Origin of the sequence: Paraburkholderia phymatum STM815, from assembly GCF_000020045.1 — a bacterium.
In the GTDB taxonomy this organism is placed as follows: Bacteria; Pseudomonadota; Gammaproteobacteria; order Burkholderiales; family Burkholderiaceae; genus Paraburkholderia; species Paraburkholderia phymatum.
Window position 1 is genome coordinate 367,310 of the sequence record NC_010622.1, and the last position, 23,493, is coordinate 390,802.

Genomic DNA, 23,493 nt, shown 5'->3' on the forward strand with positions numbered 1-23,493 from the left:
GCCGCCTGGTCCGCATGAATCGCGCGAGCGCCGGTCGATCTCGCAATCCGCCACGCTGTCCCCCGTTGACAGGCTACTGGCAGGTCGCATCGGCCAGCCTGCTCCGCCAAACAGCGGTGCGGCCGGAAAATGCCCGCCACAGGAGGTAGCGGGCTACAGAGACTTGCGCAGATTGACTGCCGGGATCTTCAGTGCTTCGCGGTATTTCGCAACAGTACGGCGCGCGACGACGAAACCCTGTTCCGCCAGCAGTTCGGCAATGCGGCTGTCTGAAAGAGGAGATTTGGTGTCTTCTGCTCCTATCAGTTGCTTGATGAGTGCGCGAATGGCCGTGGAAGAGGCCGCGCCCCCCGTGTCGGTAGACACGTGCGATCCGAAGAAGTACTTAAATTCAAGCGTCCCGAATGGGGTGAGCATGTACTTGCCGGTTGTCACACGCGAGACCGTCGACTCGTGTAAACCCAGCGTATCAGCTATTTCCCGCAAAACCAAGGGGCGCATGGCAATTTCGCCGTGGGCGAAAAAGTTCTTTTGACGCTCCACAATAGCCTGTGCCACGCGCAGAATCGTTTCGAAGCGTTGCTGGATGTTCTTGATCAACCAGCGTGCTTCCTGCAGTTGCTGCCGCAGCGAACCGCTGCCCGGATCGCCGCGATTGTTGCGCAGGATATTCGCGTACAGATGGTTGATACGCAGCTTCGGTACGACTTCCGGATTCAGTTCTGCCTGCCACCCCTGTGCCGTTCTGCGCACCATGATGTCGGGCACGACGTAGTCGGCTTCGGCCTTGCCGTATGCTGCGCCCGGGAAAGGTTCGAGCGAGCGGATCAATGCGTGGGCGTCGCGCAGATCGTCGTCGCTGGCCTTCAGGTACTTGCGCAGACGCGTGAAGTCGCGTGCGGCGAGCAGTTCGAGGTGATGTGCGACGATGTCGAGTGCGAGCGTGCGCGTGGGCGACGGATCGAGCCGGCACAGCTGCAGCCGCAGGCATTCGGACGCCGAGCGCGCGCCGACGCCCGCGGGATCGAAGCTATGCAGCAATGCGAGTGCTGCGTTCAGTTCGTCGGTATCGACTTCGAGCTCTTCGGGCAGGTCGGCCAGTATTTCGTCGAACGTGGCCGTCAGATAGCCGTCGTCGTCGAGCGATTCGATCAGGAACGTGACGAGCGCGCGGTCGCGCGGGCTGGCCTGCGTCACGCGAAGTTGAGCAGTCAGGTGATCGCGCAGCGTGGTGGTCGATTCGTGGATTTGCAGCGGCGGCAGATCGTCGTCGTCCGATGCGTTGCCCGAACGGCCGTAGTCGTCGAGATTCCACTGGCTCGAATCGCCATTCGCGTCCGAACCCAGCCCGTTGTACTCGTCGACGCCCTGCGGCTCGGCGTTATCCGAGCTTTCGCTCGAAGACGTGGACGCCGAAGACGGCGGCGCGCCGGACATTTCCTCCGGCGCGGCATTCTGCGCTGTTTGCGCGATCACGGTGCCGTCAGCGGCGACGCGCAACGGGCTCGCGATCCAATCGTCCTCCGCTTCGAGCAGCGGATTCTGGGCGATCGCCATCGAGACTTCCTGTTGCAGTTCGAGCGTAGACAGCTGCAGCAGCCGGATGGACTGTTGCAGTTGTGGTGTCAGCGCAAGATGCTGCGACAGGCGGAGTTGGAGGCTGGCTTTCATGGCAATGTGTGAATCATTGTAGAGAGTTTGCCACGACCGCGATACCTTCCGACACCCGCAAAAACGCGTGTGCATCAGATTTTGGTGCGGACGGTCGTACCACGCGCGAAACGCGAGCGATCACGCGCTAGCGTAGCCCGTCAAAATTACACAACCTGCTTTTGAAACGCCCGGGGACGAGGGCCGCAGGCGAGGCTGCACGCGGCGTTCAGGCACCGCCTGTACGGTTACATGCGGAAATGTTCGCCCAGATAGACGCGGCGCACGCTCTCGTTTTCAATGATGTCGCCGGGCGCGCCTGCTGCGAGCACGCTGCCATCGCTGATGATATATGCGTGATCGCAGATACCGAGCGTTTCACGGACGTTGTGGTCCGTGATGAGCACGCCGATGTTGCGCTGCTTCAGGAACTTCACGATCTTCTGGATTTCAAGAACGGCGATCGGGTCGACGCCCGCGAACGGTTCGTCTAGCAGGATAAAGCTCGGGTTGGTCGCGAGCGCGCGCGCGATCTCGACGCGGCGGCGTTCGCCGCCCGACAGCGACAGCGCGGGGTTTTCGCGCAGATGCGAGATCTGCAGTTCGTCGAGCAGCGCTTCCGTGCGCGACGCGATCGCGTCTTTCGACAGGCGCTTGCCGTCGTCGCCGACCTGCAGTTCGAGCACCGCGCGAATGTTTTCCTCGACGGAAAGCTTGCGGAACACGGACGCTTCTTGCGGCAGATACGACAGGCCGAGGGACGCGCGCTTGTGAATGGGCAGAAGGCTGATCGACTTGCCGTCGAGATCGATCTCGCCGGCGTCGAGCGGCACGAGGCCGACGATCATGTAGAACGACGTCGTCTTGCCCGCGCCGTTCGGACCGAGCAGGCCGACCACTTCGCCGCTTTTCACGTCGAGCGAGACGTCCTTGACGACCGTACGCGAGCCATAACGCTTTTTCAGATTGCGAACGACGAGCGAACTGCTGGTGCCGGCCGGCTTTCGGTTGGGAAGGGCTGGGGCGCTCACGGCTTCGTCGTTCCTTGTGCCGGGAATTGATTGGCGGGCTGGAGTGTGGCCGACGGACCGCTGAGCGGCTGGCTGCCGCCGTTGCGAGGCGACAGCATCGCGCGCACGCGGCCGTTCGGATTGCCCGGGCTCGCGACATCCTTGCCGGCCTTCGCCGTGTAGAAGTCGTTCTGGCCGTCGTAAGTGATTACGCTGCCATGCACTTCGTCCATGATCGTGTTCGTGCCTTGCAGACGGCGCACCGTTGCACGCGTGGTCAGCGTGGTCAGATCCTGCTTGCCGTCGTAGTCGATGCGTTCAGCATCGCCGTCGATATATTCGTTGACGCCATCGCGCTTCTGGCGGAAGTACGCGAGGTTCTTGCCCGTCGACGTGCCTGTTGCATACTGATAGCCCTGCGGATCCTGCGTCACTTCGACGCGGTCGGCGCGGATCAGGATCGTGCCTTTGGTCGCGACCACGTGCCCGGTGAAAATATTGACCTGCTTGAGGTCGTCATACGTCATGTTGTCCGCTTCGATATTGAGCGGTTTGTCCTTGTCGGCACGTTCGGCATGCGCAAGCGGCGCAAAGCCGGCAAACGGCAATGCGATCAAAAGTGCCGCCAGCCCGGCGCGGCTCGCGCGGAGCGCGCGCGTGCGGCCGGACTCAAAACGGGGGAACGATTCGTTCATGCAGTCACGCTGGAATGGATTTACCCGGGTTGCTACTGGGAGCCGCCGGAGTCGGCCGGGGCAATGGCGCCACGCACGTTGCCGAAGAGCTGGATCACCCGGGTGACATTGTTGTAGTTCATGCCGCTGGCCGTCATGATCGACTGGCCGCGCTGAAGTTTAACCGGCTTTTCCGTCTCTATCACATCGTCGTTCACGAGCACGCGGAAATGCGACGAATCGGCCTGCATTCTTGGGTCGCCGCCGCCCGCCTCGCGCACGATTCGCGCGTTGCCGTACAGGTCGACGATCGACACGTCGCCATTCACCTTGCCCGTGTCGCCCGTGGCCGTGACGACGGGCTTGGCGGGCTGGAACGCGCGCATCGCCGGTCTGATCAGGTCGCTCACTTCATCGTCTTCGTAATGAACGAGGTTCGCTGCCGTGAGACGGTATTGCGTCGAGCCCGACTGGTCGAGTTCGGACACCGAGAAGTTGTCCGCGAAATAGTCGGGCGTGTGCTGCTTCGGCTTGATGAGGCCTTCGTCCTGATGCGGCCGGGTGGCCTGCAGCAGCCAGTATGTGACGCCGGCGAGCGCCGCCATCGTGATGAGCGGGACCAGCGAAGTCCAGCGAAACTGGTTCATCCGACGAGGCCCCGCGGCATGGCGCCGCTGCATGCGGCGGCGAGCAGTTCGTCGTAGCGGCCCTGGGCGCGCAGTAGCGCGTCGCACACCTCGCGCACTGCGCCGTGGCCGCCGCGCGCTTCGCTCACCCAGTGCGCCCTCGCGATCACTTCGGGATGCGAGTTCGCCGGTGCGGCCGCGAAACCGACCTTCAGCATGACGGCGAGATCGACCCAGTCGTCGCCCATGTAGCCGCATTGTTCCGGCGTGCGGCCTGTTTGCTTCAGCAACTGCTCGAATGCCGCGAGCTTGTGCTCGACGCCCTGATACACGTGCGTGATGCGCAGATTTTCCGCGCGCTTCGCGACGATTTCCGATTGGCGCCCCGTGATGATCGCGGTGTCGATGCCGGCTTCGCGCAGAAGCTTCGCGCCGTGGCCGTCCATCGAGTTGAACGCCTTCATCGTGTCGCCCTGAGCTGTAAACAGCAGGCCGCCGTCGGTGAGCACACCATCGACGTCGAAAATCATCAGCTTGACGCGGCTCGCGCGTTCGGCGGCCGTCAGGGCGGCAAGAGCCATCAGATCACCTTCTTGGAAAACAGATCATGCATGTTGAGCGCGCCGATCAGCTTGCCTGCTTCATCGACGACGAGCATCTGATTGATCCGATGACGTTCCATCAGTTCCACCGCTTCGACGGCGAGGCGGTCGGAGCCGATGGTTCGCGGGCCGTGCGTCATCACGGAGTCGATGGTCAGCGCGCGGAAATCGCCGTCGCGCTCAAGCACGCGGCGCAGGTCGCCGTCGGTGAAGATTCCTTTGACCCGCTCGTTTTCGTCGACGATGGCCGTCATGCCCATGCGCTTCGCCGTCAACTGGAAGAGGGCATCGCGCACGGTCGCGTCGGACAGCACCTTCGGAATCTGGTCGCCCGTGCGCATCACGTCGCGCACGTAGGTGAGCAGGCGGCGGCCGAGCGCGCCGCCCGGATGCGAGCGTGCGAAATCATCGGCGCCGAAGCCGCGCGCTTCGAGCACGGCAACGGCGAGCGCGTCGCCCAGCGCGAGTGCCGCCGTCGTGCTGGCCGTCGGCGCGAGATTATGCGGACACGCTTCTTTTTCGACGCCGCAATATAGATGCACGTCGGCGATCTTCGCCAGGCTCGAACCGGGACGCCCTGTCATCGCGATCATCTTCGCGCCGAGGCGCTTGACGAGAGGCAGGATAGCGACGAGTTCTTCCGACTCGCCGGAATTCGACATGCCGATGAAGACGTCGTCCGCGGTCACCATGCCGAGGTCGCCGTGGCTGGCTTCCGCGGGATGCACGAAGAACGCGGGCGTGCCCGTGCTGGCGAGCGTCGCCGCGAGCTTGCGCGCGATATGGCCGGATTTGCCAATGCCGGAAACGACCACGCGTCCACGGCAGCCAAGAATGAAGTCGATCGCTTCGACGAATGCGTCGTCGAGATGGTCGCGAAGGGAGCGTACGGCGTCCGCTTCGATGTCGAGCACGTCGCGAGCGAGCGCTAACGCCCGGTCGCCATTGATTTTCGCTATCATCCGTGGAGTATAGCAAAGGCGCATGTTCGCCGCGCCGGGAACGACCTTTCCGGACATTGCCTTCACAGGCCTCTCAACCTTGCTGCGCGGGCGTTTGCATGCAGCTTCGCCGACGAACCAGGACGCTCACCCGGATGCGCTTTTGCCGATGATTTCGCCGCTCGAAATGACGCTGTTTCTGCTGCTGGCCTCAGTGGTGGGCGTCGTCGTGTTCCGCTACCTGAACCTGCCGCCGATGCTCGGCTATCTGTCCGTGGGGATCGTGGTCGGACCGCACGCGTTCGGCATCGTGCCCGACTCGGTCGGCGCGCAGAACCTCGCGGAATTCGGCGTGGTGTTCCTGATGTTCTCGATCGGGCTGGAGTTTTCGCTCGCGAAGCTGCGCTCGATGCGCCGGCTCGTGTTCGGACTGGGCTTGCTGCAGGTGCTCGGCACGATCGCCATCGCGGTGTCGCTCGGTTTCGTGTTCGAGCGCTGGGTGCACATCTCATGGCAGGCAAGCGTCGCACTGGGCGGCGCGCTGGCGATGTCGTCGACGGCCATCGTCAGCAAGATGCTCGCGGAGCGGCTCGAAATCGAAACCGAACACGGCCGCAATATCTTCGGCGTGCTGCTGTTCCAGGATCTGGCCGTGGTGCCGCTGCTGATCGTCATTGCGGCGCTCGGCGGGAGTTCGGACGATCTCGTCAGATCGCTCGGGATCGCGTCGATCAAGATCGTGATCGCATTGGCGCTGCTGCTGATCGTCGGGCAGAAGTTCATGACGCGCTGGTTCAACGTCGTCGCGCGGCGCCGTTCGCAGGAGCTGTTCGTCCTGAACCTGCTGCTTGTCACGCTGGGCGCCGCGTTCATCACGGATAAATTCGGCCTGTCGCTCGCGCTGGGCGCGTTCATCGCGGGCATGCTGATCGCCGAAACGCCGTACCGGCATCAGGTCGAAGAGGACATCAAGCCGTTCCGTGACGTGCTGCTCGGGCTCTTCTTCGTGACGACGGGCATGCTGCTCAATCCGCGCGTGATCTGGGAGCATCCGCTGATCGTGCTCGCGTTCCTGATCGGCCCCGTGCTCCTTAAAGCGGTGATGATCACGGGTCTCGCACGTCTGTTCGGTGCCACGCCGGGTGTCGCGATGCGTACGGGTATCGGGCTTGCGCAGGCGGGCGAGTTCGGCTTTGTGCTGCTCAACCTGATTCTCGATAAGCACCTGGTCGACGCAACGCTCTTGCAGGCCATTCTCGCCGCGATGCTGCTGTCGATGCTTGCCGCGCCGTTCATGATCCAGAACGCGGACCGCATCGTGCTGCGGCTGTCGTCGACTGAATGGATGATGCAGTCGTTGCAGATGACGCGCATCGCGACGCAAAGCCTCAAACAGAGCGGCCACGTGATCATCTGCGGCTATGGCCGCGCCGGGCAGAATCTCGCACGCATGCTGGAGCACGAGGGGCTGTCGTATGTCGCGCTCGACCTCGATCCCGACCGTGTGGCGGCCGCGGCGGCGGCGGGCGAGTCGGTCGTGTTCGGCGATGCCGGGCGGCGCGAGTCGCTGCTCGCAGCCGGTATCCACCGGGCGGCGACCGTGGCGATCACGTATGCGAACACGCCGTCGGCGCTGCGCGTGCTGCATAACATTCACGAGCTCGAGCCGACGCTGCCTGTGATCGTGCGCACTGTCGACGATAGCGACCTCGAAAAGCTCCTCGCCGCGGGCGCGACGGAAGTGATTCCGGAGATCGTCGAGGGCAGCCTGATGCTCGCCTCGCACACGCTCGTCGTGATGGGCGTGCCCATGCGCCGGGTCGTGCGGCGAGTGGAGGAACTGCGCGACGAGCGCTATAGTCTGCTGCGCGGCTACTTCCACGGCGCCGACGACGTGGATGACGACGACGGTCACGAGCAGGTGCGGCTACAATCCGTGCCCGTCGACGAAAAGGCCGATGCCGTCGGGCGAACGCTCGAGGAACTCGGGCTGTTCGATCTCGGCGTCGAGGTGACGGCGATTCGCCGGCATGGCATTCGCGGCGTGGAGCCCGATCCATCGACCAAGCTGCGCGCGAGCGACATCGTCGTGCTGCGGGGTCTGCCCGAAGCGCTGGCGGAAGCGGAAGAGCGTCTGTCGAAGCATCGGCGCGCGGGGGCGGCGGCGGCCTGACGTTTGCTGTCGTTCTTCATCGCAGATCACGCGACGCGCTGTTCCCCACGTTTGTCGGACGCGCGCTGCACTCAGGCAACTCACTGGAATTATCAGGGTCCTCACAAGCCCGTCTGGAGTCATCATGTCTCACGCGCCCGCGAATCGGCCATTCGATCCCGCCGAATACATCAACAGCGAAATTCGTACGGTGCCCGACTGGCCCCAAGCCGGCGTGCAGTTCCGCGATATCACGCCGCTTCTGCAAAAACCGAAATCGCTGCGCGTGCTGATCGATCTGTTCGTGCAGCGTTATATCGACCAGAAGCTCGATTACGTGGCCGGTCTCGACGCGCGCGGTTTCATCATCGGGCCGATTCTCGCGTATGAGCTGAACCTCGGCTTCATTCCGATCCGAAAGATCGGCAAGCTGCCGTTCAGGACGGTGTCCGAATCGTACGAACTCGAATACGGCTCCGCGACCGTCGAAATTCACGAGGACGCTTGCAAGCCGGGCGACCGGGTCGTGATCGTCGACGATCTGATCGCAACGGGCGGGACGATGATGGCGGGCAAGAAGCTGCTCGAACGGTTGGGCGCGACGGTGATCGAAGGCGCGGCGATCGTCGATCTGCCCGACCTCGGCGGCTCGAAGTTGCTGCGCGGCGCGGGCCTTCCGCTTTTCACCGTCACGTCGTTCGGCGGCCACTGATCTCAAACAACGGAGTGTTTGCGCGATGCCCAACTTCCTGCTTTTTCTCGCGACGTCGATAGCGATCACGTTTGCGCCCGGTCCCGACAATCTGCAGGTTCTCGCGCGCGGCATTTCGCAGGGACGCGCGGCGGGCTTCGTCGCGGCGCTCGGCTTCGCGGCGGGCATTTCATTTCACACCACACTTGCCGCGCTCGGCATCGCGGCCGTGCTGCGCTCGTCGCCCATCGCGTTCGAAGTGCTCAAGCTCGCGGGTGCCGCGTACCTGATCTGGATCGGCATCAAGGCATTGCGCAGCAAAGGTCTCGCAACCGCGCACGAACGCGCGCCGCAGCCGCTTTCATCGATCTTCCGGCAAAGCGTGATCGGCAACATGCTGAACCCGAAAGTCACGTTGTTCTTCGTCGTGTTCCTGCCGCAATTCGTCGACCCGCATGGCGCACAAAGCGTCACGCTGCAGATGCTCGAACTGGGCGCGCTGTTCATGCTGCAGACGGTTATCGTGTTTTCGCTGTTCGGGGTGTGTGCGGGCATGATCGGCGGATGGCTGAAGCGCCGTCCGCGTGCGGGCGTGTGGCTCGATCGTCTCGCGGGTGCGACCTTCATCGCAATCGGCATTCGCGTCGCGTTGCGCGACTGAGTCGGGTCGGTACTCTTGCTCGCGCTTTATTCATCACGCAGTCCGGAGTCTTCAATGTCCTTGCCTTGCATCGTCGCCGCGCGCCGTTTCGATCGTGCGTTGCATCTGCCGTTCGTAATCGGCGATGAGCGCGTCGGCTGGATTCGCGCGAACGGTGTGCCGTTGCTCGCACGCTGGCCCGATGTGTTCGATATCGACGCGCAGCGCGTTGTATTGGCGCCGCAATTCGACACGGTGGATCTGCGCAGCGCGGCGCTCGGCTCGGTGATCGGCGCGCTCGCAGCCGAAGGCCGCATCCCTGGCTGGCGCGATGAAACCTACGCCATCCGCAATGCGTTCGATGCGCCGCCGCTCGCGTATATCGAGCGCGCGGCGTCGCGCTTTTTCGGCACGATGACGTATGCGGTGCATCTGAACGGCGTCGTAGAATACGTGGGTCGCGCGCCGCAACTGTGGATCGCGCGCCGCAGCGAGACGAAGGCCACCGACCCCGGCATGCTCGACAACGTCGTGGCGGGCGGCATCGGCTGGGGTTTCAGTCTGGCTGGGACGATCGTCAAGGAGTGCTGGGAAGAGGCGGGTATTCCGGAAGAGATCGCGGCGCGCGCGGTCGCGGGGCGCACGGCGCACGTGCTGCAGTCCTTGCCGGAAGGCACGCAGGCCGAGCAGATTTTCATCTACGACCTCGCGTTACCCGAAGACTTCGCGCCACGCAATCAGGACGGTGAAGTCGGCGAGCATCGGCTGGCTCGTATCGAAGACGTCGCGCAGGCAATCGAAGAAGGTGCGATGACCGTCGATGCCAGTCTCGCCACGCTCGATTGCCTGCTGCGCCGCCGCTGGATCGACGAGGACGCATGCGCGGGCATCGACGCGCTGTTCGAGCCGCCCGTTCTCGATTGATCTGAGGCACCGTCGCAGACGTGCCGCAATACCTATCAAGCAACACGCACTGAAGAAGGGAGTCACCGAGGTCATGTCGACCGAACACAGCTTTATTCTCAAACTGTCGTGCGCCGACCGGCCCGGCATCGTCCACGCCGTTTCGGGTTTCCTGTTCGAGCGTGGCAGCAACATCCTCGACTCCGCCCAATTCGGCGACAGCCATACGGGCGAATTTTTCATGCGCGTTCACTTCCAGCAGGTGGGCGGCGATCCGGGTCTCGACGCGCTCCGCGAAGCGTTTGCAACGCTCGCCGAGCAGTTCGGCATGCGCTGGGAACTGCACGATGCGAACGTGAAGCCGCGCGTCGTGATCATGGTCTCGAAGATCGGCCACTGTTTAAACGATCTGCTGTTCCGCTATCGCACCGGGCAGCTGAACATCGAGATTCCCGCCATCATCTCGAACCACAAGGAGTTCTATCAGCTCGCCGCGAGCTACGACATTCCGTTCCATCACTTTCCGCTGACGTCGAGCGATACGAAAGCGCATCAGGAAGCGCGCGTGCTTGAAGTGATCGACGAATGCAAGGCTGACCTCGTGGTGCTCGCGCGCTATATGCAGATTCTGTCGCCGCAGTTGTGTGCACGGTTGGCCGGGCGTGCGATCAACATCCACCATTCGTTCCTGCCCAGCTTCAAGGGCGCGAAGCCGTATTACCAGGCATTCGATCGCGGCGTGAAACTGATCGGTGCGACGGCGCACTATGTGACGACGGATCTCGACGAAGGCCCGATCATCGAGCAGGAAGTGGAGCGCGTCGATCACAGCATGACGCCGGATCAACTGACGGCGATCGGCCGCGACGTCGAATGCGTGACGCTGGCGCGTGCGGTGAAGTGGCACGTCGAGCATCGGATCGTGCTGAACGGCAGCAAGACGGTCGTGTTCCGCTGATCGGTTTTTATTTCGTCTGAACCGGCGCGTGCCTTGCTCGGCCGCGCCGGTTTTTTGGGGTGAATGAGCGGCAGCGTTACCGTGAAGCGGCGCTTTCCGTCTGTGCCTGAACCACACGTGCCGCTGTTTTGCGCGCACTCGACGTCCGACGACGCGCGTTCATCTTCTTCAGCCAGATTAGCAGGCCGGTCGCGCTCAGCACGGCGACCATCAAACCGACGCAGCTGATCGCAATGCGTCCGCCGATGCCGAGGATGCGTCCCGAATGCAGCGGGAACTGAGCCTGCATGAACAGATCGCCGGCCGTGCCTTTGCCGGGGATCTGCGCGCCGAGCGGCTGGCCGTTCTGCGCGTTCCAGTACGTCCACGCATTGCCGAGACCGCCATCGCCGTGATCGCCGCCGGCGGTGAAATAGCCGACGCCGTACACGTGCAGCATTGGCGCGTAGTAGATCGCGCCCGCGGGCGCTTCGATATGTTTGTCGGCGCGTGCCCGTTCGGCCAGCGTCATAACCTGTTCGCGCGCGATGGGCGCTTCATCTGGCTTTGCGCCCGGCAGCATCGATGGATCGGTGAACGGCGTCGGCGTCACCGTCGAGAAGCGCTTGATGATCGGCTGGACGACGGGCTCCGACAGATTCATCGACACCGACGTTACCGCCATCATCAGCAGCAAGCCCCAGATCCACACACCGCCCGAACGGTGCAGGTCGAACGTGAGCGCGTAAGCGCCGCGCCGCACGCGAAACGCGAACGACTTTTTCCACGCTTTCAGGCTCGAAAATGCCAGCACGAGCGCGATTACGCTGTCAAAACTCCACACGATGCCGACGATGCCCATCAGCCACGTGCCGATATCGATGCCACGCGTGAACGGCAGGAACAGCGTGTAGTGCAGCCTGTAGATGAACGGCATCACATTGAGACGCGCGATGGATAGCGCGCCCCATTCGCGGCGGCTCTGGATCGCGCCCGTGGCGGGATCGACGGCGATCTGATTGAAGTCGAGCGGATACGGCTGCTTCGTCTTCGGATCGACGCGCGGCAGCACCATCATCTGCAACGCATGACCCGGTTCGACGGCAAGGGGCAGGTAGGTCACCTGCAACCGTGGATCTTTCGCCTCGACGCGGCGTGCGAGTTCCAGCGACGGCAGGGGCTGTGCGTCGCTGCGCGCGTAGAAAAACGTCGGGTTGAGCATCGCGTCGAGTTCGTGATCCCACGCGATCGCCGCGCCCGTCAGTCCCGCGACGAACAGACACAGCGCCGTCCCGATTCCGAACCAGCGATGCAGGCGTACGAGCAGCGGCCTCATGCACGCCTCCCGCCGGAAACGACAGCCGTGGACGGCGGAGAAATGTCGGACATGACGGCGTACTGCCCTGTTAAATAAGAATGATTCGCATCTTATTTCGCAGGGACGAATGTCGCAAGTGTTTCGTCAACCTTGGCCGACGCCGGCGGGGCGCGGCCGCTTCGCGTCGCGTCGTACGGATGGCGCGGATATCCCGGATATGAGAAAGGGCGGCCTCACGGTCGCCCTTTTTGCTCGACAGGCACTTGCGTCACACGAGCCGCAGATAGATCAGCTCGCGCTTGATGTACGCATAGAAGATCGGCGCGGCGATCACGCCCGGAATGCCGAACGCGGCTTCCATCACGAGCATCGCGATCAGCAGTTCCCATGCACGCGCCTCGATCTGTCCGCCGACGATGCGTGCGTTCAGGAAGTACTCGAGCTTGTGGATCAGGATCAGAAAGATCAGCGCCGTCACGGCAGCCGGAAAACTCACCGACAGCGCAACGGCCACGATCAGCGTGTTCGAAATCAGATTGCCGATGACGGGCAGCAGGCCGACGATGAACGTGATCATGACGAGCGTCTTCGCCATTGGCAGCGGTGCGTGAAATATCGGCAACAGCAGCAACAGGAAGATTCCCGTGAACACCGTGTTGATCGCCGAAATTTTCACTTGCGCGAACACGATGCGGCGGAACGCGTCGGCGAAACGGCTGACGCGCGCGATGAACGCCGTCGACAGCGGCAGCCGCTGCAAATGCCTTTGCGCGCCGACCGCGATGATTGCGCCAATGATCATCCCGATCAGCACATGGGTGAAGATGCGCGCCGCGTTCTTGCCGCCCTGCGACAGCGTGCTCGCATGCGTCTGCATCAGCACGGCGGCCTTCTCCTTCATCTGTTCAGTGGAAACGGGCAGGTTCTGCGCGATGAATTCGGGCAGACGGCCGCGTGCCTGATCGATCAGCGACATCGCCTGATCGAGCAGCTTCTGCACGCTCGGCACGTCTTTCTCGAAGTGTTCGATGACGGCAACGGTGAAGCCCGTGAGCGTGCCGACGATCACCACGGACAGAATCACCACGGCAAGCCAGCGCGCGCGCCCGCTCGACATGTGCTTCTCGATGCGCGGTGCGAGCGTATGCACGAGCTGGAACACGAGCATGCCGGCGAGCAGCGCGCCCAGCAGCTTCAGTTCGAGCACGGCCCACATCGCGAGCAGCGCAACGACGTAGCTGCCGACTTCGACCGGTGACAGTTTCGGCAGGCTCATGTCGCTGGTCAGCCTGACCGGGCGAGGGCGCAGATCCTGCACCTGCCCGTCATCGCGGGCCTGATTACGCTTGGCCATGGCTTTCTATAGTCTCCAACCTTCAGGTTTTGACGCTCGGCTTGCCGGCTTTCGCGGGTTTCGCCGCGGCTTTGGCCGTGCCTGCCGTTGACTTCGCTGTCGATTTCGAAGCCGGTTTCGGTGCATCGGCGGCGACGGCCTTTTTCGGCCTTACCGCTTTTACGGCTGGATTGGCGGATTCTGCAGTTTCGGCATCGCCGATGGTTGCTTCAGCTTCTTCCTCGTCCGGTTCGTCTTCGTGACTCGCCCGGACGGCTGCCCTGTCGCGTTGCAAAAGCGGCGCCAGATAGCGGCCGGTAAAACTTGCCTTCGACTTCGACACCTGCTCCGGCGTGCCTTGCGCGATGATCTGGCCGCCGCCGGCGCCCCCTTCCGGGCCGAGATCGATGACCCAGTCGGCAGTTTTTATCACATCGAGATTATGCTCGATGATGACCACCGTATTTCCTTGATCGCGCAACCGGTGAATCACTTCGAGCAGCAGCGCGATATCGTGGAAGTGCAGGCCCGTGGTCGGCTCGTCGAGAATATAAAGCGTGCGACCCGTATCGCGCTTGCTCAGTTCCAGCGACAGCTTCACACGCTGCGCCTCGCCCCCCGACAGCGTGGTTGCCGACTGGCCGAGCCGGATATAGCCGAGACCCACGTCGAGCAACGTCTTCAGCTTGCGCGCGACGACAGGCACCGCCTTGAAAAAGTCATACGCGTGCTCGACCGTCATCTCCAGCACTTCGCTGATGTTCTGGCCTTTGTAGAGAATATCGAGCGTTTCGCGGTTGTACCGTTTGCCGTGACACACATCGCACGGCACGTACACGTCCGGCAGAAAGTGCATTTCGACTTTCAGCACACCGTCGCCCTGACATGCTTCGCAGCGCCCGCCCTTCACGTTGAACGAGAAACGGCCCGGATCGTAGCCGCGCTCCTTCGCGGCGGGCACGCCTGCGAACAGTTCGCGGATTGGCGTGAAGACGCCCGTGTAGGTGGCGGGATTCGAGCGCGGCGTGCGGCCGATCGGCGACTGGTCGACGTTGATCACCTTGTCGAAGTGTTCGAGGCCTTCGATTGCCTCAAACGGCGATGGCTCCGTCGACGAGCCGTACAGATGCTGCGCGACGGCGTGATAGAGCGTGTCGTTGATCAGCGTCGATTTGCCCGAACCGGATACGCCCGTCACGCAGGTCAGCAGGCCGACGGGCAGATCGAGCGTGACGCGCTTCAGGTTGTTGCCGTATGCCTCGATGATGCGAAGATGGCGCTCGTCGGCCTGTTTGCGGTCGTCGGGAAATTCGATGCGGCGCGCGCCCGCCAGATACTGGCCCGTCATCGACGCCGGGTCCGCCTGCACTTCGACGGGTGTGCCTTCGGCGATCACCATGCCGCCGTGTTCGCCTGCGCCCGGTCCCATGTCGACGACGTAGTCGGCCATGCGGATCATGTCCTCGTCGTGCTCGACGACGATCACCGAATTGCCGAGATCGCGAAGATGCTTGAGCGTCGAGATGAGGCGGTCGTTGTCGCGCTGATGCAAACCGATGGAAGGTTCGTCGAGCACGTACATCACGCCCGTCAGCCCCGAGCCGATCTGCGATGCGAGCCGGATGCGCTGCGCCTCGCCGCCCGAAAGCGTTTCAGCGCTGCGCTCCAGCGACAGGTAATCGAGCCCGACGTTATTCAGGAACATCAGTCGCGCGACGATTTCCTTGATCACCTTGTCGGCGATTTCGCGCTTTGCGCCTTCGAGGCGCAGCGTCTGGAAGTAGCCGAGCGTGTCGCGCAGCGGCCAGCCGCTCACTTCGTAGATGCCGCGCGCGTCCTTGTCCGCGCCGATGCGCACGAAGCGCGCTTCGCGGCGCAGGCGCGTGCCTTCGCACGACGGACAGGCCTGATTGTTCTGATACTTCGCCAGTTCTTCGCGCACCGCGACCGAATCGGTCTCGCGATAGCGGCGCTCCAGATTCGGAATGATCCCTTCGAACCCGTGCTCGCGCACGGAAGTGCGGCCACGCTCGTTGATGTACGAGAACGGCACCGTCTGCTTGCCAGAGCCGTACAGCAGGATGTTGCGCACCTTCTCAGGAAGATCTTCGAACGCGGTGTCGATGTCGAATTCGTAGAACGCTGCGAGGCTTTGCAGCATCTGGAAGTAGAACTGGTTGCGCCGGTCCCAGCCCTTCACGGCGCCCGCCGCCAGCGAAAGCGATGGATGCGCGACCACCCGCTTCGGATCGAAGAACGTGATCTGGCCGAGTCCGTCGCATTCCGGGCACGCGCCCATTGGGTTGTTGAACGAGAAAAGACGCGGTTCCAGTTCCTGCAGCGAGTATGAGCAGATCGGGCACGCGAACTTCGAGCTGAACAGATGCTCTTTGTCGGTGTCCATCTCGAGCGCGATCGCGCGGCCATCGGCCAGACGCAGCGCGGTTTCGAACGATTCGGCGAGGCGCTGCTTCGCGTCCGCGCGCACTTTGAGCCGGTCGACGACCACGTCGATCGTGTGCTTGTCGTTCTTTTTGAGCTGCGGCAGCGAGTCGACCTCGTAGATCTTTGCCACGCCTTCGTTCGCCGTGCCGCCGCCCGACCGCACGCGGAAACGGACGAAGCCTTGCGCCTGCATGTCCTCGAACAGCTCGGTGTGCTCGCCTTTGCGATTGGCGACGACGGGCGCGAGGATCATCAGCTTCGTGTCGTCGGGCAGCGCCAGCGCGGCGTCCACCATCTGCGAGACGCTTTGCGCCTCCAGCGGAATTTCGTGGTCCGGGCAGTAAGGCGTACCGACACGTGCGTAAAGCAGTCGCAGATAGTCGTGGATTTCGGTGACCGTGCCGACCGTCGAGCGCGGGTTGTGCGAGGTCGCTTTCTGCTCGATCGAAATGGCGGGCGACAGGCCTTCGATCAGGTCGACGTCCGGCTTTTCCATCAGTTGCAGAAACTGCCGGGCGTATGCAGACAGGCTCTCCACATAGCGGCGCTGGCCTTCCGCGTAGAGCGTGTCGAAGGCGAGCGACGATTTGCCCGAGCCGGACAGGCCGGTAATCACGACCAGCTTGTGGCGCGGCAAGTCGAGATTGACGTTCTTCAGGTTGTGGGTCCGAGCCCCACGGATACGGATTTGTTCCATGAACCGGCGGGAAGAGGAGAAGGCTAAACCTGCTACTATAACGACTTTTCCAGACCGCCGTTACGGCTTCCTGACAGTGCGCAAACGGCGTGCTGACAGGGAAGAAAGCGTCGTTTTTTTGCGGTTCAGCGTTGCGGGAATAGCTCACAGGTAAGGTCGATCCCCGCCTTCTGCAAGACAGCCGGCATCCGTTGCAAGCTCGGCCAGCGTCGGGGTGCTGCGCGTGCGTTGTTTATGCGGGCCATCACCGGAAAGCTGCCCGTTCATTCGAAAATCGTTCCCGATGTCCAATCCGTCCGCCACTTCTTCACGCATGAGCGCGCCTGAACTGCGCGCGACCGTGTCGCTCGCCGCAATCTTCGCGCTGCGCATGCTGGGTCTCTTCATGATCATGCCCGTCTTCTCGATCTACGCGAAGACGATTCCCGGCGGCGACAACGTACTGCTGGTCGGCATCGCGCTCGGCGCATACGGCGTGACGCAATCGCTGCTGTATATCTTCTATGGCTGGATTTCCGACAAGGTCGGCCGCAAGCCCGTCATCGCGACAGGCCTGCTGATCTTCGCGCTCGGCAGTTTCGTCGCCGCATTCGCGCACGATATGACGTGGATCATCGTCGGCCGCGTGATTCAGGGGATGGGCGCCGTGTCGTCGGCGGTGATCGCGTTCATCGCGGATCTGACAGCGGAGGAGCACCGCACGAAGGCCATGGCGATGGTGGGCGGTTCGATCGGCGTGTCGTTTGCCGTGGCGATCGTCGGCGCGCCGATCGTGTTTCATTGGCTCGGCATGAGCGGACTGTTCGCGCTCGTCGGCATCTTCTCGATCCTGGCTATCGGCGTGGTGCTGTGGGTCGTGCCCGATGCGCCGAAGCCCGTGCACGTGCCCGCGCCGTTTCACGAAGTGCTGCACAACGCGGAACTGCTGCGCCTGAACTTCGGCGTGCTGGTGCTGCATGCCACGCAAACCGCGCTGTTTCTTGTCGTGCCGCGCATTCTGGAAGCGGGCGGTCTGCCAGTTTCGTCGCACTGGAAAATTTACCTGCCCGTGATGGGCCTCGCCTTCGTGATGATGGTGCCCGCCATCATTGCTGCGGAGAAGCGCGGCAAGATGAAGGCCGTGCTGCTGAGTGCGATTGGTCTTATCCTGATCGGACAGTTACTGCTCGCCGTCGCTCCGCATACCATTGTGACTGTGGCCGCGATCCTGTTCGTCTATTTTCTGGGCTTCAACATTCTGGAAGCGTCGCAGCCTTCGCTGGTATCGAAGCTGGCTCCCGGCACCCGCAAGGGCGCGGCGGCCGGCGTGTACAACACCACGCAGTCCATCGGGCTTGCAATGGGCGGCGTGATCGGTGGCTGGCTGCTGAAGGTAGACGGTCAGAGTGCCGTTTTCTTTGCGTGCTCAGGGCTGGTGGGATGCTGGCTTATAATCGCCGCCAGCATGAAACAGCCGCCGCGCAAGGCATAAGGTTTTAGGGCTCGAATTTACAGGCGGCGGGTAACGGGGCGCGCTTTCCGGTCACTCTGAGGCGGCCGTGGCGTAGACAGCCATCCAGTGCCGCGTCGCCGGAACGGAATCAACAGGAGAAACTCATGGCATCCGTGAACAAGGTCATTCTCGTCGGCAATCTGGGCGCCGATCCGGAAGTTCGTTATCTTCCGAGCGGCGACGCGGTGGCGAACATTCGCCTTGCCACGACCGATCGCTACAAGGACAAGCAGTCGGGCGAATTCAAGGAAATGACGGAATGGCACCGCATTTCGTTCTTCGGGCGCCTCGCTGAAATCGTGTCCGAATACCTGAAGAAGGGCTCGTCGGTGTATATCGAAGGCCGCATCCGTACGCGCAAGTACCAGGCACAGGACGGCACCGACCGTTATTCGACGGAAATCGTCGCTGACCAGATGCAGATGCTCGGCGGCCGTAGCGGTGGCGGTGGTGGTGGCGACGACGGCGGCTACAGCCGCGGCGAACCGATGGAGCGCGGCGGTGGCCGTATGTCGGGCGGCGGCGGTGGCCGTGTCGCGGGCGGCGGTGGCGGCGGTCAGAGCCGTCCGAGCGCGCCGGCCGGCGGCGGCTTCGACGAGATGGACGACGATATTCCGTTCTAGCCGTTCGAGGCTGCACACGCGCATCGAGCATCGTGCGTCGAACGAATGCAAGAAAAAACACCCCGCCCATCGAGCGGGGTGTTTTTTTAAGGGCAGGCGAGATCGAGCGGGCACCAGCCGTCAGGCCAACCCGCCATTCGCCCGCAGAATCTGCCCATTCATCCACGCGCCATCCGGACCTGCGAGAAACGCGACCACGGACGCAATATCCTCCGGCTGTCCAAGCCGTTGCAGCGGCGGCATCTTCGCGAAGCTCTGAATCTGCTCGTCCGTCTTGCCGTCGAGGAACAGCGACGTCGCAACGGGGCCCGGCGCCACGGCGTTGACGGTGATGCTGCGTCCGCGCAGTTCCTTCGCGAACACATGCGTGAACGACTCGACGGCCGCTTTGGTCGCGTTGTAGACGGCATAGCCCGGCATGTTCAGCGCGAGCGTCGTGCTCGAAAAGTTGACGATGCGGCCGCCATTGTTCATGCGCGCCGCCGCTTCGCGCAGCGTGTTGAATGTGCCGCGGACGTTGATGTCGAAGGCCTGCGCGAACAGCGCGTCGCTGGTGTCGGCGAGCGGCACCGTCTTCAGGATTCCCGCATTATTGACGAGCACGTCGATCCGTCCGAGTTGCTGCTCGGTTGCATCGAACATGCGGCGCACGTCGTCTGGGTTCGAGACGTCGGCCTTCACGGCGATTGCGGCCGCGCCTTGCGCCTTCAGTTCGGCGACGAGCGCGTCCGCTTCCTTCGAACTCGCCGCATAGTTCACGACGACGGCGAATCCATCGCTGGCGAGCCGCCGCGAGATCGCCGCGCCGATACCCCGCGAAGCGCCCGTGACGATGGCGACCTGTGCATTCCTGACGTTGTTCATGATCCCGTTCCTTGACGTGGTAAGTGGGTGAGAAGGATGATGGGATATTTCGGTAAAGAGATAATCTGGTGAAACTGGTTATCATCGTTCCATTCACTTTAACAATCGAGCCACCCGCCGCAACTCGTCAATGGACCGTTTTCAGGAAATGCAGGTGTTCGTCCGCATCGCCGAGCGGCAAAGCTTCACGCGTGCCGCCGACGATCTGCACATCCCGCGCGCCACCGTCACGAATCTGATGAAGCGGATGGAAGCACGGCTCGGAGCGCGGCTGCTCGAGCGCACGACGCGCACCGTGCGCCTCACTCACGACGGCGAAGCGTATTACGGCCGCTGCGTGCGCCTGCTCGCGGACATGGAGGAAGCCGAGGGCTCGTTTCGCGATGCCGCGCCCAAGGGCCTGCTGCGCGTGAATTTGCAAGGCACGCTCGCACGCCACTTCGTCGTGCCGGCGCTGCCCGCGTTTTTGTCACGCTATCCGGGCATCGAGCTGCATATCGGCGAGGACGATCGGCTGGTCGATCTGGTGCGCGAGGGCGTCGATTGCGTACTGCGCGCGGGCAATCTGCAGGATTCGTCGATGGTCGGGCGGCGCGTCGCGCGGCTCGAACAGGTGACCGTGGCGAGCCCGGCGTATCTCGAACGCCACGGCATGCCCTGCAGCCCCGACGCACTCGCGATGCATTGCGCCGTCAACTACGTGTCGAGCGCAACGGGTCATGCGCTGCCGCTCGAATTCACCGTCGACGAGCGGGTGGTCGAGGTGAAGCTGGAGGCGATCGTGTCCGTGACGGGCACCGATCTCTACAGCGGCTCGGCCGTCGCAGGACTCGGGCTCGTGCAGGTGCCGCGCTATCGCGTGCAGAACGAGATTGCTGCGGGCAGCCTCGTCGTCGTGCTGCCGCAGTTTCCGCCGCCGCCGATGCCCGTCACCGTGTTGTATCCGCAAAGCCGCCAGTTGTCGTCGCGCGTGCGAGTGTTTGCGCAATGGCTGCGCGAGATCTTCGAGGCCGCAGGCGGACTCGAGGTCGGCTGACGCGAATCATCGAATGCGCTCGAGATGCGTGAGCGCATCGCGCATCGGATCGCTGGATGCGACGATGGGACCCGTCAGCGGGGTGTCGAGATCGACGATCACATACACGGCCGACGCGATCGACACCGCGCCCAGCATGATCATGACGAGCGCCAGTGCATTGCGCGGCGCGACCAGTCCAAAGCACAGGAAAATCACCATCAGCCAGAACGTGAGCGTCGTGAGAAACGGCTTGGAGATCGAACTGTGCGCCTGCTCGATCAAGGTCCAGCGCGCCTCGATCACACGCTCGAAACGCGAAATGCACTCGGTCAGCGTGGTCTGCTGGTAGCTATCCGACGGCTTGAGTTTGCGGACGGCGACGTACGCCGCGTTCAGCATGTCGCCGAGCTGCACGTCTTCGAGCTTGTCGTGTGAGAGATCCGTCGAAATGCGCGGGTAGTGGCCCGCGGGCGGCTGTTCGCGCGGCCACGTTGCTGCAATCGCCGCAGCTGTGTAAGTGCGCAGCAGCTCGCGCGCGTGGTCCGCATCGGGACCGTACTGCCGCAATGCCGTGTCCAGCTGGATCAGCTCTGCGGCATACGAGCGAAAGCCGTTGCCGACGGTATCGAAGCTGCTTTTCGCCGATGCTGTGAGCAGGCCCAGCACCAGCGCCGCGAAGGTCACGAGCATTGTGATCACGAGCTGGATCAGTTGCATGGTCTCGTGTTTGCGGTGCTCTTCAGGCAAATAAGGCTTGCCGAAAAAACCCACAGCCGTTGCCGCCAGAAGCAGCACGAACACCACGAGCGCTGAGGTTGTCTCTTGCATGAGCGGGTCCGCATAGCCGTCGCTCCGCTAATGTCCAACAACTTGGCGGCTCGGGCAAGTCCACTGCCGGATTGTCAAATCAGGGATGCCAAACCCAAATAGCGAGAGGAAAAAGCCCTCGGCAGCGAGCGATCTATGCGCAAGATCAAATTTGCGAACATTTCGCAAAAAGCGCCCGCCTGGCCCATAAAGTTTTTGGCGATTCGGCCGTAAGTCTGGTCGTGGTGCGTTTGCTTAATATTTGATCGAGTTGCGGACCTTGCCCCGCGGGCGTGGGCGCAGCAAGCCTGCCGTGGAACGGGAGATTTCAGGTACGCGGCCATAGGAGACATGCTTCATGTTGAAAGGTCTTTCGATTCGCGCATACCTCACGTTAATGATCGTGCTGTTCGGCATTGTGCTGCTGATCGGCGCGGCTGCGGGGCTGTTATCGCTGCGTGCGAGCAATGCGTCACTGCAGCAGATGTACACCGTCGACACGCCCGCCGTGGCCGACCTCGAAGGCAGCGCCGGGCAACTGTTGCGCCTGCGTCTCGCACTGGCGACCTACGCTTCGCTAGACGAACTGAACGATCGGGAAGGCGCCGACGCAGTGCTCAAGCGTTTCGATACGTATCTGAAGGTGTCGAACGAACGGCTCGCGCATTTCATCAGCAAAGCCAGCAACGACCCCGACGAGCAACGGCTCATCAAGGACATGCAGGACAAGCGTGATAGCTTCCTGCGCGAGGGCGTCGAACCCGCACTCGCGGCGCTCAAGTCCGGCGACAAGACGGCCTTCCAGCAGTTGCAGGGGCACAAGCTGTCGCCGCTCTACAGCGCCTATGAAAAAGCAATGCTGACGCTCGAAAAGCTCCAGCTCGACCACGCCGAGCAGCGCTATCAGGACGCGCAGCAGCTGTTCTACACGATCAGCGTCGGCGTGGCGATCGGCATGGCAGCCACGCTGATGTTCGCGTGGATTGGACGCTTGATCATGGTTCGCGCGATCGTGCATCCCGTCGACGCGACCATCGAGCAGTTCCAGCGCATTGCGAACGGCGACCTCACGGGCCGCATCGACATTCACGGCGACAACGAAATGGGACGTCTCGCGGCGGCGCTGCGCAAGATGCAGGAGTCGCTGATCGCGACGGTCAGCACGGTGCGTCACGGCACGGATTCGATCGATACGGGCGTGAGCGAGATCGCCGCGGGCAACACGAATCTCTCGCAGCGCACGGAAGAGCAGGCCGCGTCGCTCGAAGAGACGGCGGCGAGCATCGAGGAACTCACGTCGACCGTCAAGCAGACGGCCGACAACGCAAAACAGGCGAGCACGCTCGCACACGGTGCGTCGACTCTCGCGGCGCAGGGCGGCGACCTCACGCAACAGGTGGTCGGCACGATGCAGGCGATCGTCGACGACTCGCGCCGCATCGCGGACATCGTCGGCGTGATCGAAGGCATCGCGTTCCAGACCAACATTCTCGCGCTGAACGCAGCCGTCGAAGCCGCGCGCGCAGGCGAACAGGGGCGCGGTTTCGCGGTGGTGGCGAGCGAAGTGCGTTCGCTCGCGCAGCGCAGCGCGGCAGCCGCGAAGGAGATCAAAGGCTTGATCGGCGAATCGAACGAACGCGTGACGGCGGGCGCGGATCTCGTGCAGCGCTCCGGCTCGACGATGACGGAGATCGTCGATGCAATCGCACGCGTCAGCGCGATCATGGGCGAGATCGCCGAAGCGGCGACCGAGCAGAGCACGGGCATCGATCAGGTCAATCTCGCTGTCGCGCAGATGGACGAGGTAACGCAGCAGAACGCGGCACTCGTCGAGCAGGCGGCGGCAGCGGCGAGCTCGCTGGAAGAGCAGGCGCGTCGACTGACGGAAGCCGTCTCCGTGTTCAAGACGGATAGCGGACAGGGAGCTTCGTCGCGGATGATGGCGCTTCGCGCCCGCAGACAGCAATCAGCGATGCCGCTTGAGGCGGCAGAAGCCGTCTGACCCGTATCGACAGCGCCGCCAGCGACAGCCGCAGCGCGATTCGCTGACGGCACGAAGCAAACCGGCGG

The 23,493-nt window shown here is 63.0% G+C and carries 21 protein-coding genes; 9 read left to right on the forward strand and 12 right to left on the reverse strand.

All coding sequences use genetic code 11. The features are described from left to right. Window positions 1–153: 153 nt before the first annotated feature. From BPHY_RS01620 to kdsD, 6 genes are all read right to left on the reverse strand, one after another. Window positions 154–1,671 carry an RNA polymerase factor sigma-54 gene (locus BPHY_RS01620; protein ID WP_012399745.1) on the reverse strand — a complete coding sequence of 506 codons (1,518 nt, stop codon included), beginning with the start codon at window positions 1,669–1,671 and terminating at the stop codon, window positions 154–156. A 227-nt stretch (window positions 1,672–1,898) separates the two neighbouring features. Beyond that, window positions 1,899–2,681, reverse strand: a complete 783-nt coding sequence (gene lptB, locus BPHY_RS01625; protein WP_012399746.1) for an LPS export ABC transporter ATP-binding protein — start codon at window positions 2,679–2,681, stop codon at window positions 1,899–1,901. Then, window positions 2,678–3,355, reverse strand: coding sequence for a lipopolysaccharide transport periplasmic protein LptA (lptA, locus tag BPHY_RS01630; protein WP_012399747.1), 678 nt, complete (start codon window positions 3,353–3,355; stop codon window positions 2,678–2,680). Before lptA ends, lptB begins: the two co-directional genes overlap by 4 nt. Window positions 3,356–3,387: 32 nt before the next feature. Further along, window positions 3,388–3,981, reverse strand: a complete 594-nt coding sequence (lptC, locus tag BPHY_RS01635; RefSeq protein ID WP_012399748.1) for an LPS export ABC transporter periplasmic protein LptC — start codon at window positions 3,979–3,981, stop codon at window positions 3,388–3,390. Further along, window positions 3,978–4,541: a KdsC family phosphatase gene (locus tag BPHY_RS01640; RefSeq protein WP_012399749.1), complete on the reverse strand. Its 564-nt coding sequence runs from the start codon at window positions 4,539–4,541 to the stop codon at window positions 3,978–3,980. Before BPHY_RS01640 ends, lptC begins: the two co-directional genes overlap by 4 nt. Then, complete coding sequence (gene kdsD / locus BPHY_RS01645) at window positions 4,541–5,524, reverse strand: arabinose 5-phosphate isomerase KdsD (RefSeq protein ID WP_041763231.1); 984 nt, start codon at window positions 5,522–5,524, stop codon at window positions 4,541–4,543. The genes BPHY_RS01640 and kdsD overlap by 1 nt, the downstream gene beginning before the upstream one ends. A 148-nt stretch (window positions 5,525–5,672) precedes the next feature. Between kdsD and BPHY_RS01650 the strand changes: the two genes are divergently transcribed. From BPHY_RS01650 to purU, 5 genes are all read left to right on the forward strand, one after another. Continuing rightward, window positions 5,673–7,676, forward strand: a complete 2,004-nt coding sequence (locus tag BPHY_RS01650; RefSeq protein ID WP_012399751.1) for a cation:proton antiporter domain-containing protein — start codon at window positions 5,673–5,675, stop codon at window positions 7,674–7,676. Between the two features lie 124 nt (window positions 7,677–7,800). After that, window positions 7,801–8,367 carry an adenine phosphoribosyltransferase gene (locus tag BPHY_RS01655; protein ID WP_012399752.1) on the forward strand — a complete coding sequence of 189 codons (567 nt, stop codon included), beginning with the start codon at window positions 7,801–7,803 and terminating at the stop codon, window positions 8,365–8,367. 25 nt (window positions 8,368–8,392) lie between these two features. Then, the gene (locus tag BPHY_RS01660; protein ID WP_012399753.1) at window positions 8,393–9,007 is read left to right on the forward strand and encodes a LysE family translocator; all 615 of its coding nucleotides are present in this window, start codon (window positions 8,393–8,395) and stop codon (window positions 9,005–9,007) included. A gap of 54 nt (window positions 9,008–9,061) precedes the next feature. After that, window positions 9,062–9,910, forward strand: coding sequence for an NUDIX hydrolase (locus tag BPHY_RS01665; RefSeq protein WP_012399754.1), 849 nt, complete (start codon window positions 9,062–9,064; stop codon window positions 9,908–9,910). A gap of 73 nt (window positions 9,911–9,983) precedes the next feature. After that, window positions 9,984–10,847, forward strand: a complete 864-nt coding sequence (purU, locus tag BPHY_RS01670) for a formyltetrahydrofolate deformylase (RefSeq protein WP_012399755.1) — start codon at window positions 9,984–9,986, stop codon at window positions 10,845–10,847. 76 nt (window positions 10,848–10,923) lie between these two features. Here purU and BPHY_RS01675 read toward each other — a convergent pair whose 3' ends face one another. From BPHY_RS01675 to BPHY_RS42435, 4 genes are all read right to left on the reverse strand, one after another. Next, window positions 10,924–12,162, reverse strand: a complete 1,239-nt coding sequence (locus BPHY_RS01675; protein WP_012399756.1) for a PepSY-associated TM helix domain-containing protein — start codon at window positions 12,160–12,162, stop codon at window positions 10,924–10,926. 250 nt (window positions 12,163–12,412) lie between these two features. Further along, window positions 12,413–13,498 (reverse strand): AI-2E family transporter, encoded by a 1,086-nt coding sequence (locus BPHY_RS01680; protein WP_012399757.1) that lies wholly within the window; start codon window positions 13,496–13,498, stop codon window positions 12,413–12,415. 22 nt (window positions 13,499–13,520) lie between these two features. Continuing rightward, window positions 13,521–16,619 carry an excinuclease ABC subunit UvrA gene (gene uvrA, locus BPHY_RS01685; protein ID WP_012399758.1) on the reverse strand — a complete coding sequence of 1,033 codons (3,099 nt, stop codon included), beginning with the start codon at window positions 16,617–16,619 and terminating at the stop codon, window positions 13,521–13,523. Window positions 16,620–16,763: 144 nt separating this feature from the next. Beyond that, window positions 16,764–16,934 carry a hypothetical protein gene (locus tag BPHY_RS42435; protein WP_167538860.1) on the reverse strand — a complete coding sequence of 57 codons (171 nt, stop codon included), beginning with the start codon at window positions 16,932–16,934 and terminating at the stop codon, window positions 16,764–16,766. Here BPHY_RS42435 and BPHY_RS01690 point away from each other — a divergent pair. Next, window positions 16,933–18,090 (forward strand): MFS transporter, encoded by a 1,158-nt coding sequence (locus tag BPHY_RS01690; protein ID WP_012399759.1) that lies wholly within the window; start codon window positions 16,933–16,935, stop codon window positions 18,088–18,090. The genes BPHY_RS42435 and BPHY_RS01690 overlap by 2 nt on opposite strands. A gap of 125 nt (window positions 18,091–18,215) precedes the next feature. After that, window positions 18,216–18,734 (forward strand): single-stranded DNA-binding protein, encoded by a 519-nt coding sequence (locus BPHY_RS01695; protein WP_012399760.1) that lies wholly within the window; start codon window positions 18,216–18,218, stop codon window positions 18,732–18,734. A gap of 120 nt (window positions 18,735–18,854) precedes the next feature. Here the strand turns inward: BPHY_RS01695 and BPHY_RS01700 are convergent, their stop codons facing one another. Beyond that, a complete protein-coding gene (locus BPHY_RS01700) occupies window positions 18,855–19,598 on the reverse strand; it encodes an SDR family oxidoreductase (protein ID WP_012399761.1) in 744 nt (247 codons plus the stop codon). Between the two features lie 130 nt (window positions 19,599–19,728). On the opposite strand from BPHY_RS01700, the gene BPHY_RS01705 reads away from it, so the two are divergent. Beyond that, window positions 19,729–20,634: a LysR family transcriptional regulator gene (locus tag BPHY_RS01705; RefSeq protein WP_012399762.1), complete on the forward strand. Its 906-nt coding sequence runs from the start codon at window positions 19,729–19,731 to the stop codon at window positions 20,632–20,634. A gap of 6 nt (window positions 20,635–20,640) precedes the next feature. On the opposite strand, the gene BPHY_RS01710 is transcribed toward BPHY_RS01705, so the two are convergent. Continuing rightward, complete coding sequence (locus BPHY_RS01710) at window positions 20,641–21,444, reverse strand: bestrophin-like domain (protein ID WP_012399763.1); 804 nt, start codon at window positions 21,442–21,444, stop codon at window positions 20,641–20,643. Between the two features lie 337 nt (window positions 21,445–21,781). Here BPHY_RS01710 and BPHY_RS01715 point away from each other — a divergent pair, with 337 nt between their 5' ends. Further along, window positions 21,782–23,425 carry a methyl-accepting chemotaxis protein gene (locus tag BPHY_RS01715; protein WP_012399764.1) on the forward strand — a complete coding sequence of 548 codons (1,644 nt, stop codon included), beginning with the start codon at window positions 21,782–21,784 and terminating at the stop codon, window positions 23,423–23,425. The last annotated feature ends 68 nt before the right edge of the window (window positions 23,426–23,493 follow it).

Excerpts from the sequence above, each read along its gene's own strand:
- BPHY_RS01620 (WP_012399745.1), bottom strand. The coding sequence starts at position 1,671 with ATGAAAGCCAGCCTCCAACTCCGCCTGTCGCAGCATCTTGCGCTGACA.
- lptA (WP_012399747.1), bottom strand. The coding sequence starts at position 3,355 with ATGAACGAATCGTTCCCCCGTTTTGAGTCCGGCCGCACGCGCGCGCTC.
- lptC (WP_012399748.1), bottom strand. The coding sequence starts at position 3,981 with ATGAACCAGTTTCGCTGGACTTCGCTGGTCCCGCTCATCACGATGGCG.
- BPHY_RS01640 (WP_012399749.1), bottom strand. The coding sequence starts at position 4,541 with ATGGCTCTTGCCGCCCTGACGGCCGCCGAACGCGCGAGCCGCGTCAAG.
- kdsD (WP_041763231.1), bottom strand. The coding sequence starts at position 5,524 with ATGATAGCGAAAATCAATGGCGACCGGGCGTTAGCGCTCGCTCGCGAC.
- BPHY_RS01650 (WP_012399751.1), top strand. The coding sequence starts at position 5,673 with ATGATTTCGCCGCTCGAAATGACGCTGTTTCTGCTGCTGGCCTCAGTG.
- BPHY_RS01655 (WP_012399752.1), top strand. The coding sequence starts at position 7,801 with ATGTCTCACGCGCCCGCGAATCGGCCATTCGATCCCGCCGAATACATC.
- BPHY_RS01660 (WP_012399753.1), top strand. The coding sequence starts at position 8,393 with ATGCCCAACTTCCTGCTTTTTCTCGCGACGTCGATAGCGATCACGTTT.
- BPHY_RS01665 (WP_012399754.1), top strand. The coding sequence starts at position 9,062 with ATGTCCTTGCCTTGCATCGTCGCCGCGCGCCGTTTCGATCGTGCGTTG.
- purU (WP_012399755.1), top strand. The coding sequence starts at position 9,984 with ATGTCGACCGAACACAGCTTTATTCTCAAACTGTCGTGCGCCGACCGG.
- BPHY_RS01675 (WP_012399756.1), bottom strand. The coding sequence starts at position 12,162 with ATGAGGCCGCTGCTCGTACGCCTGCATCGCTGGTTCGGAATCGGGACG.
- BPHY_RS01680 (WP_012399757.1), bottom strand. The coding sequence starts at position 13,498 with ATGGCCAAGCGTAATCAGGCCCGCGATGACGGGCAGGTGCAGGATCTG.
- uvrA (WP_012399758.1), bottom strand. The coding sequence starts at position 16,619 with ATGGAACAAATCCGTATCCGTGGGGCTCGGACCCACAACCTGAAGAAC.
- BPHY_RS01690 (WP_012399759.1), top strand. The coding sequence starts at position 16,933 with ATGAGCGCGCCTGAACTGCGCGCGACCGTGTCGCTCGCCGCAATCTTC.
- BPHY_RS42435 (WP_167538860.1), bottom strand. The coding sequence starts at position 16,934 with ATGCGTGAAGAAGTGGCGGACGGATTGGACATCGGGAACGATTTTCGA.
- BPHY_RS01695 (WP_012399760.1), top strand. The coding sequence starts at position 18,216 with ATGGCATCCGTGAACAAGGTCATTCTCGTCGGCAATCTGGGCGCCGAT.
- BPHY_RS01700 (WP_012399761.1), bottom strand. The coding sequence starts at position 19,598 with ATGAACAACGTCAGGAATGCACAGGTCGCCATCGTCACGGGCGCTTCG.
- BPHY_RS01705 (WP_012399762.1), top strand. The coding sequence starts at position 19,729 with ATGGACCGTTTTCAGGAAATGCAGGTGTTCGTCCGCATCGCCGAGCGG.
- BPHY_RS01710 (WP_012399763.1), bottom strand. The coding sequence starts at position 21,444 with ATGCAAGAGACAACCTCAGCGCTCGTGGTGTTCGTGCTGCTTCTGGCG.
- BPHY_RS01715 (WP_012399764.1), top strand. The coding sequence starts at position 21,782 with ATGTTGAAAGGTCTTTCGATTCGCGCATACCTCACGTTAATGATCGTG.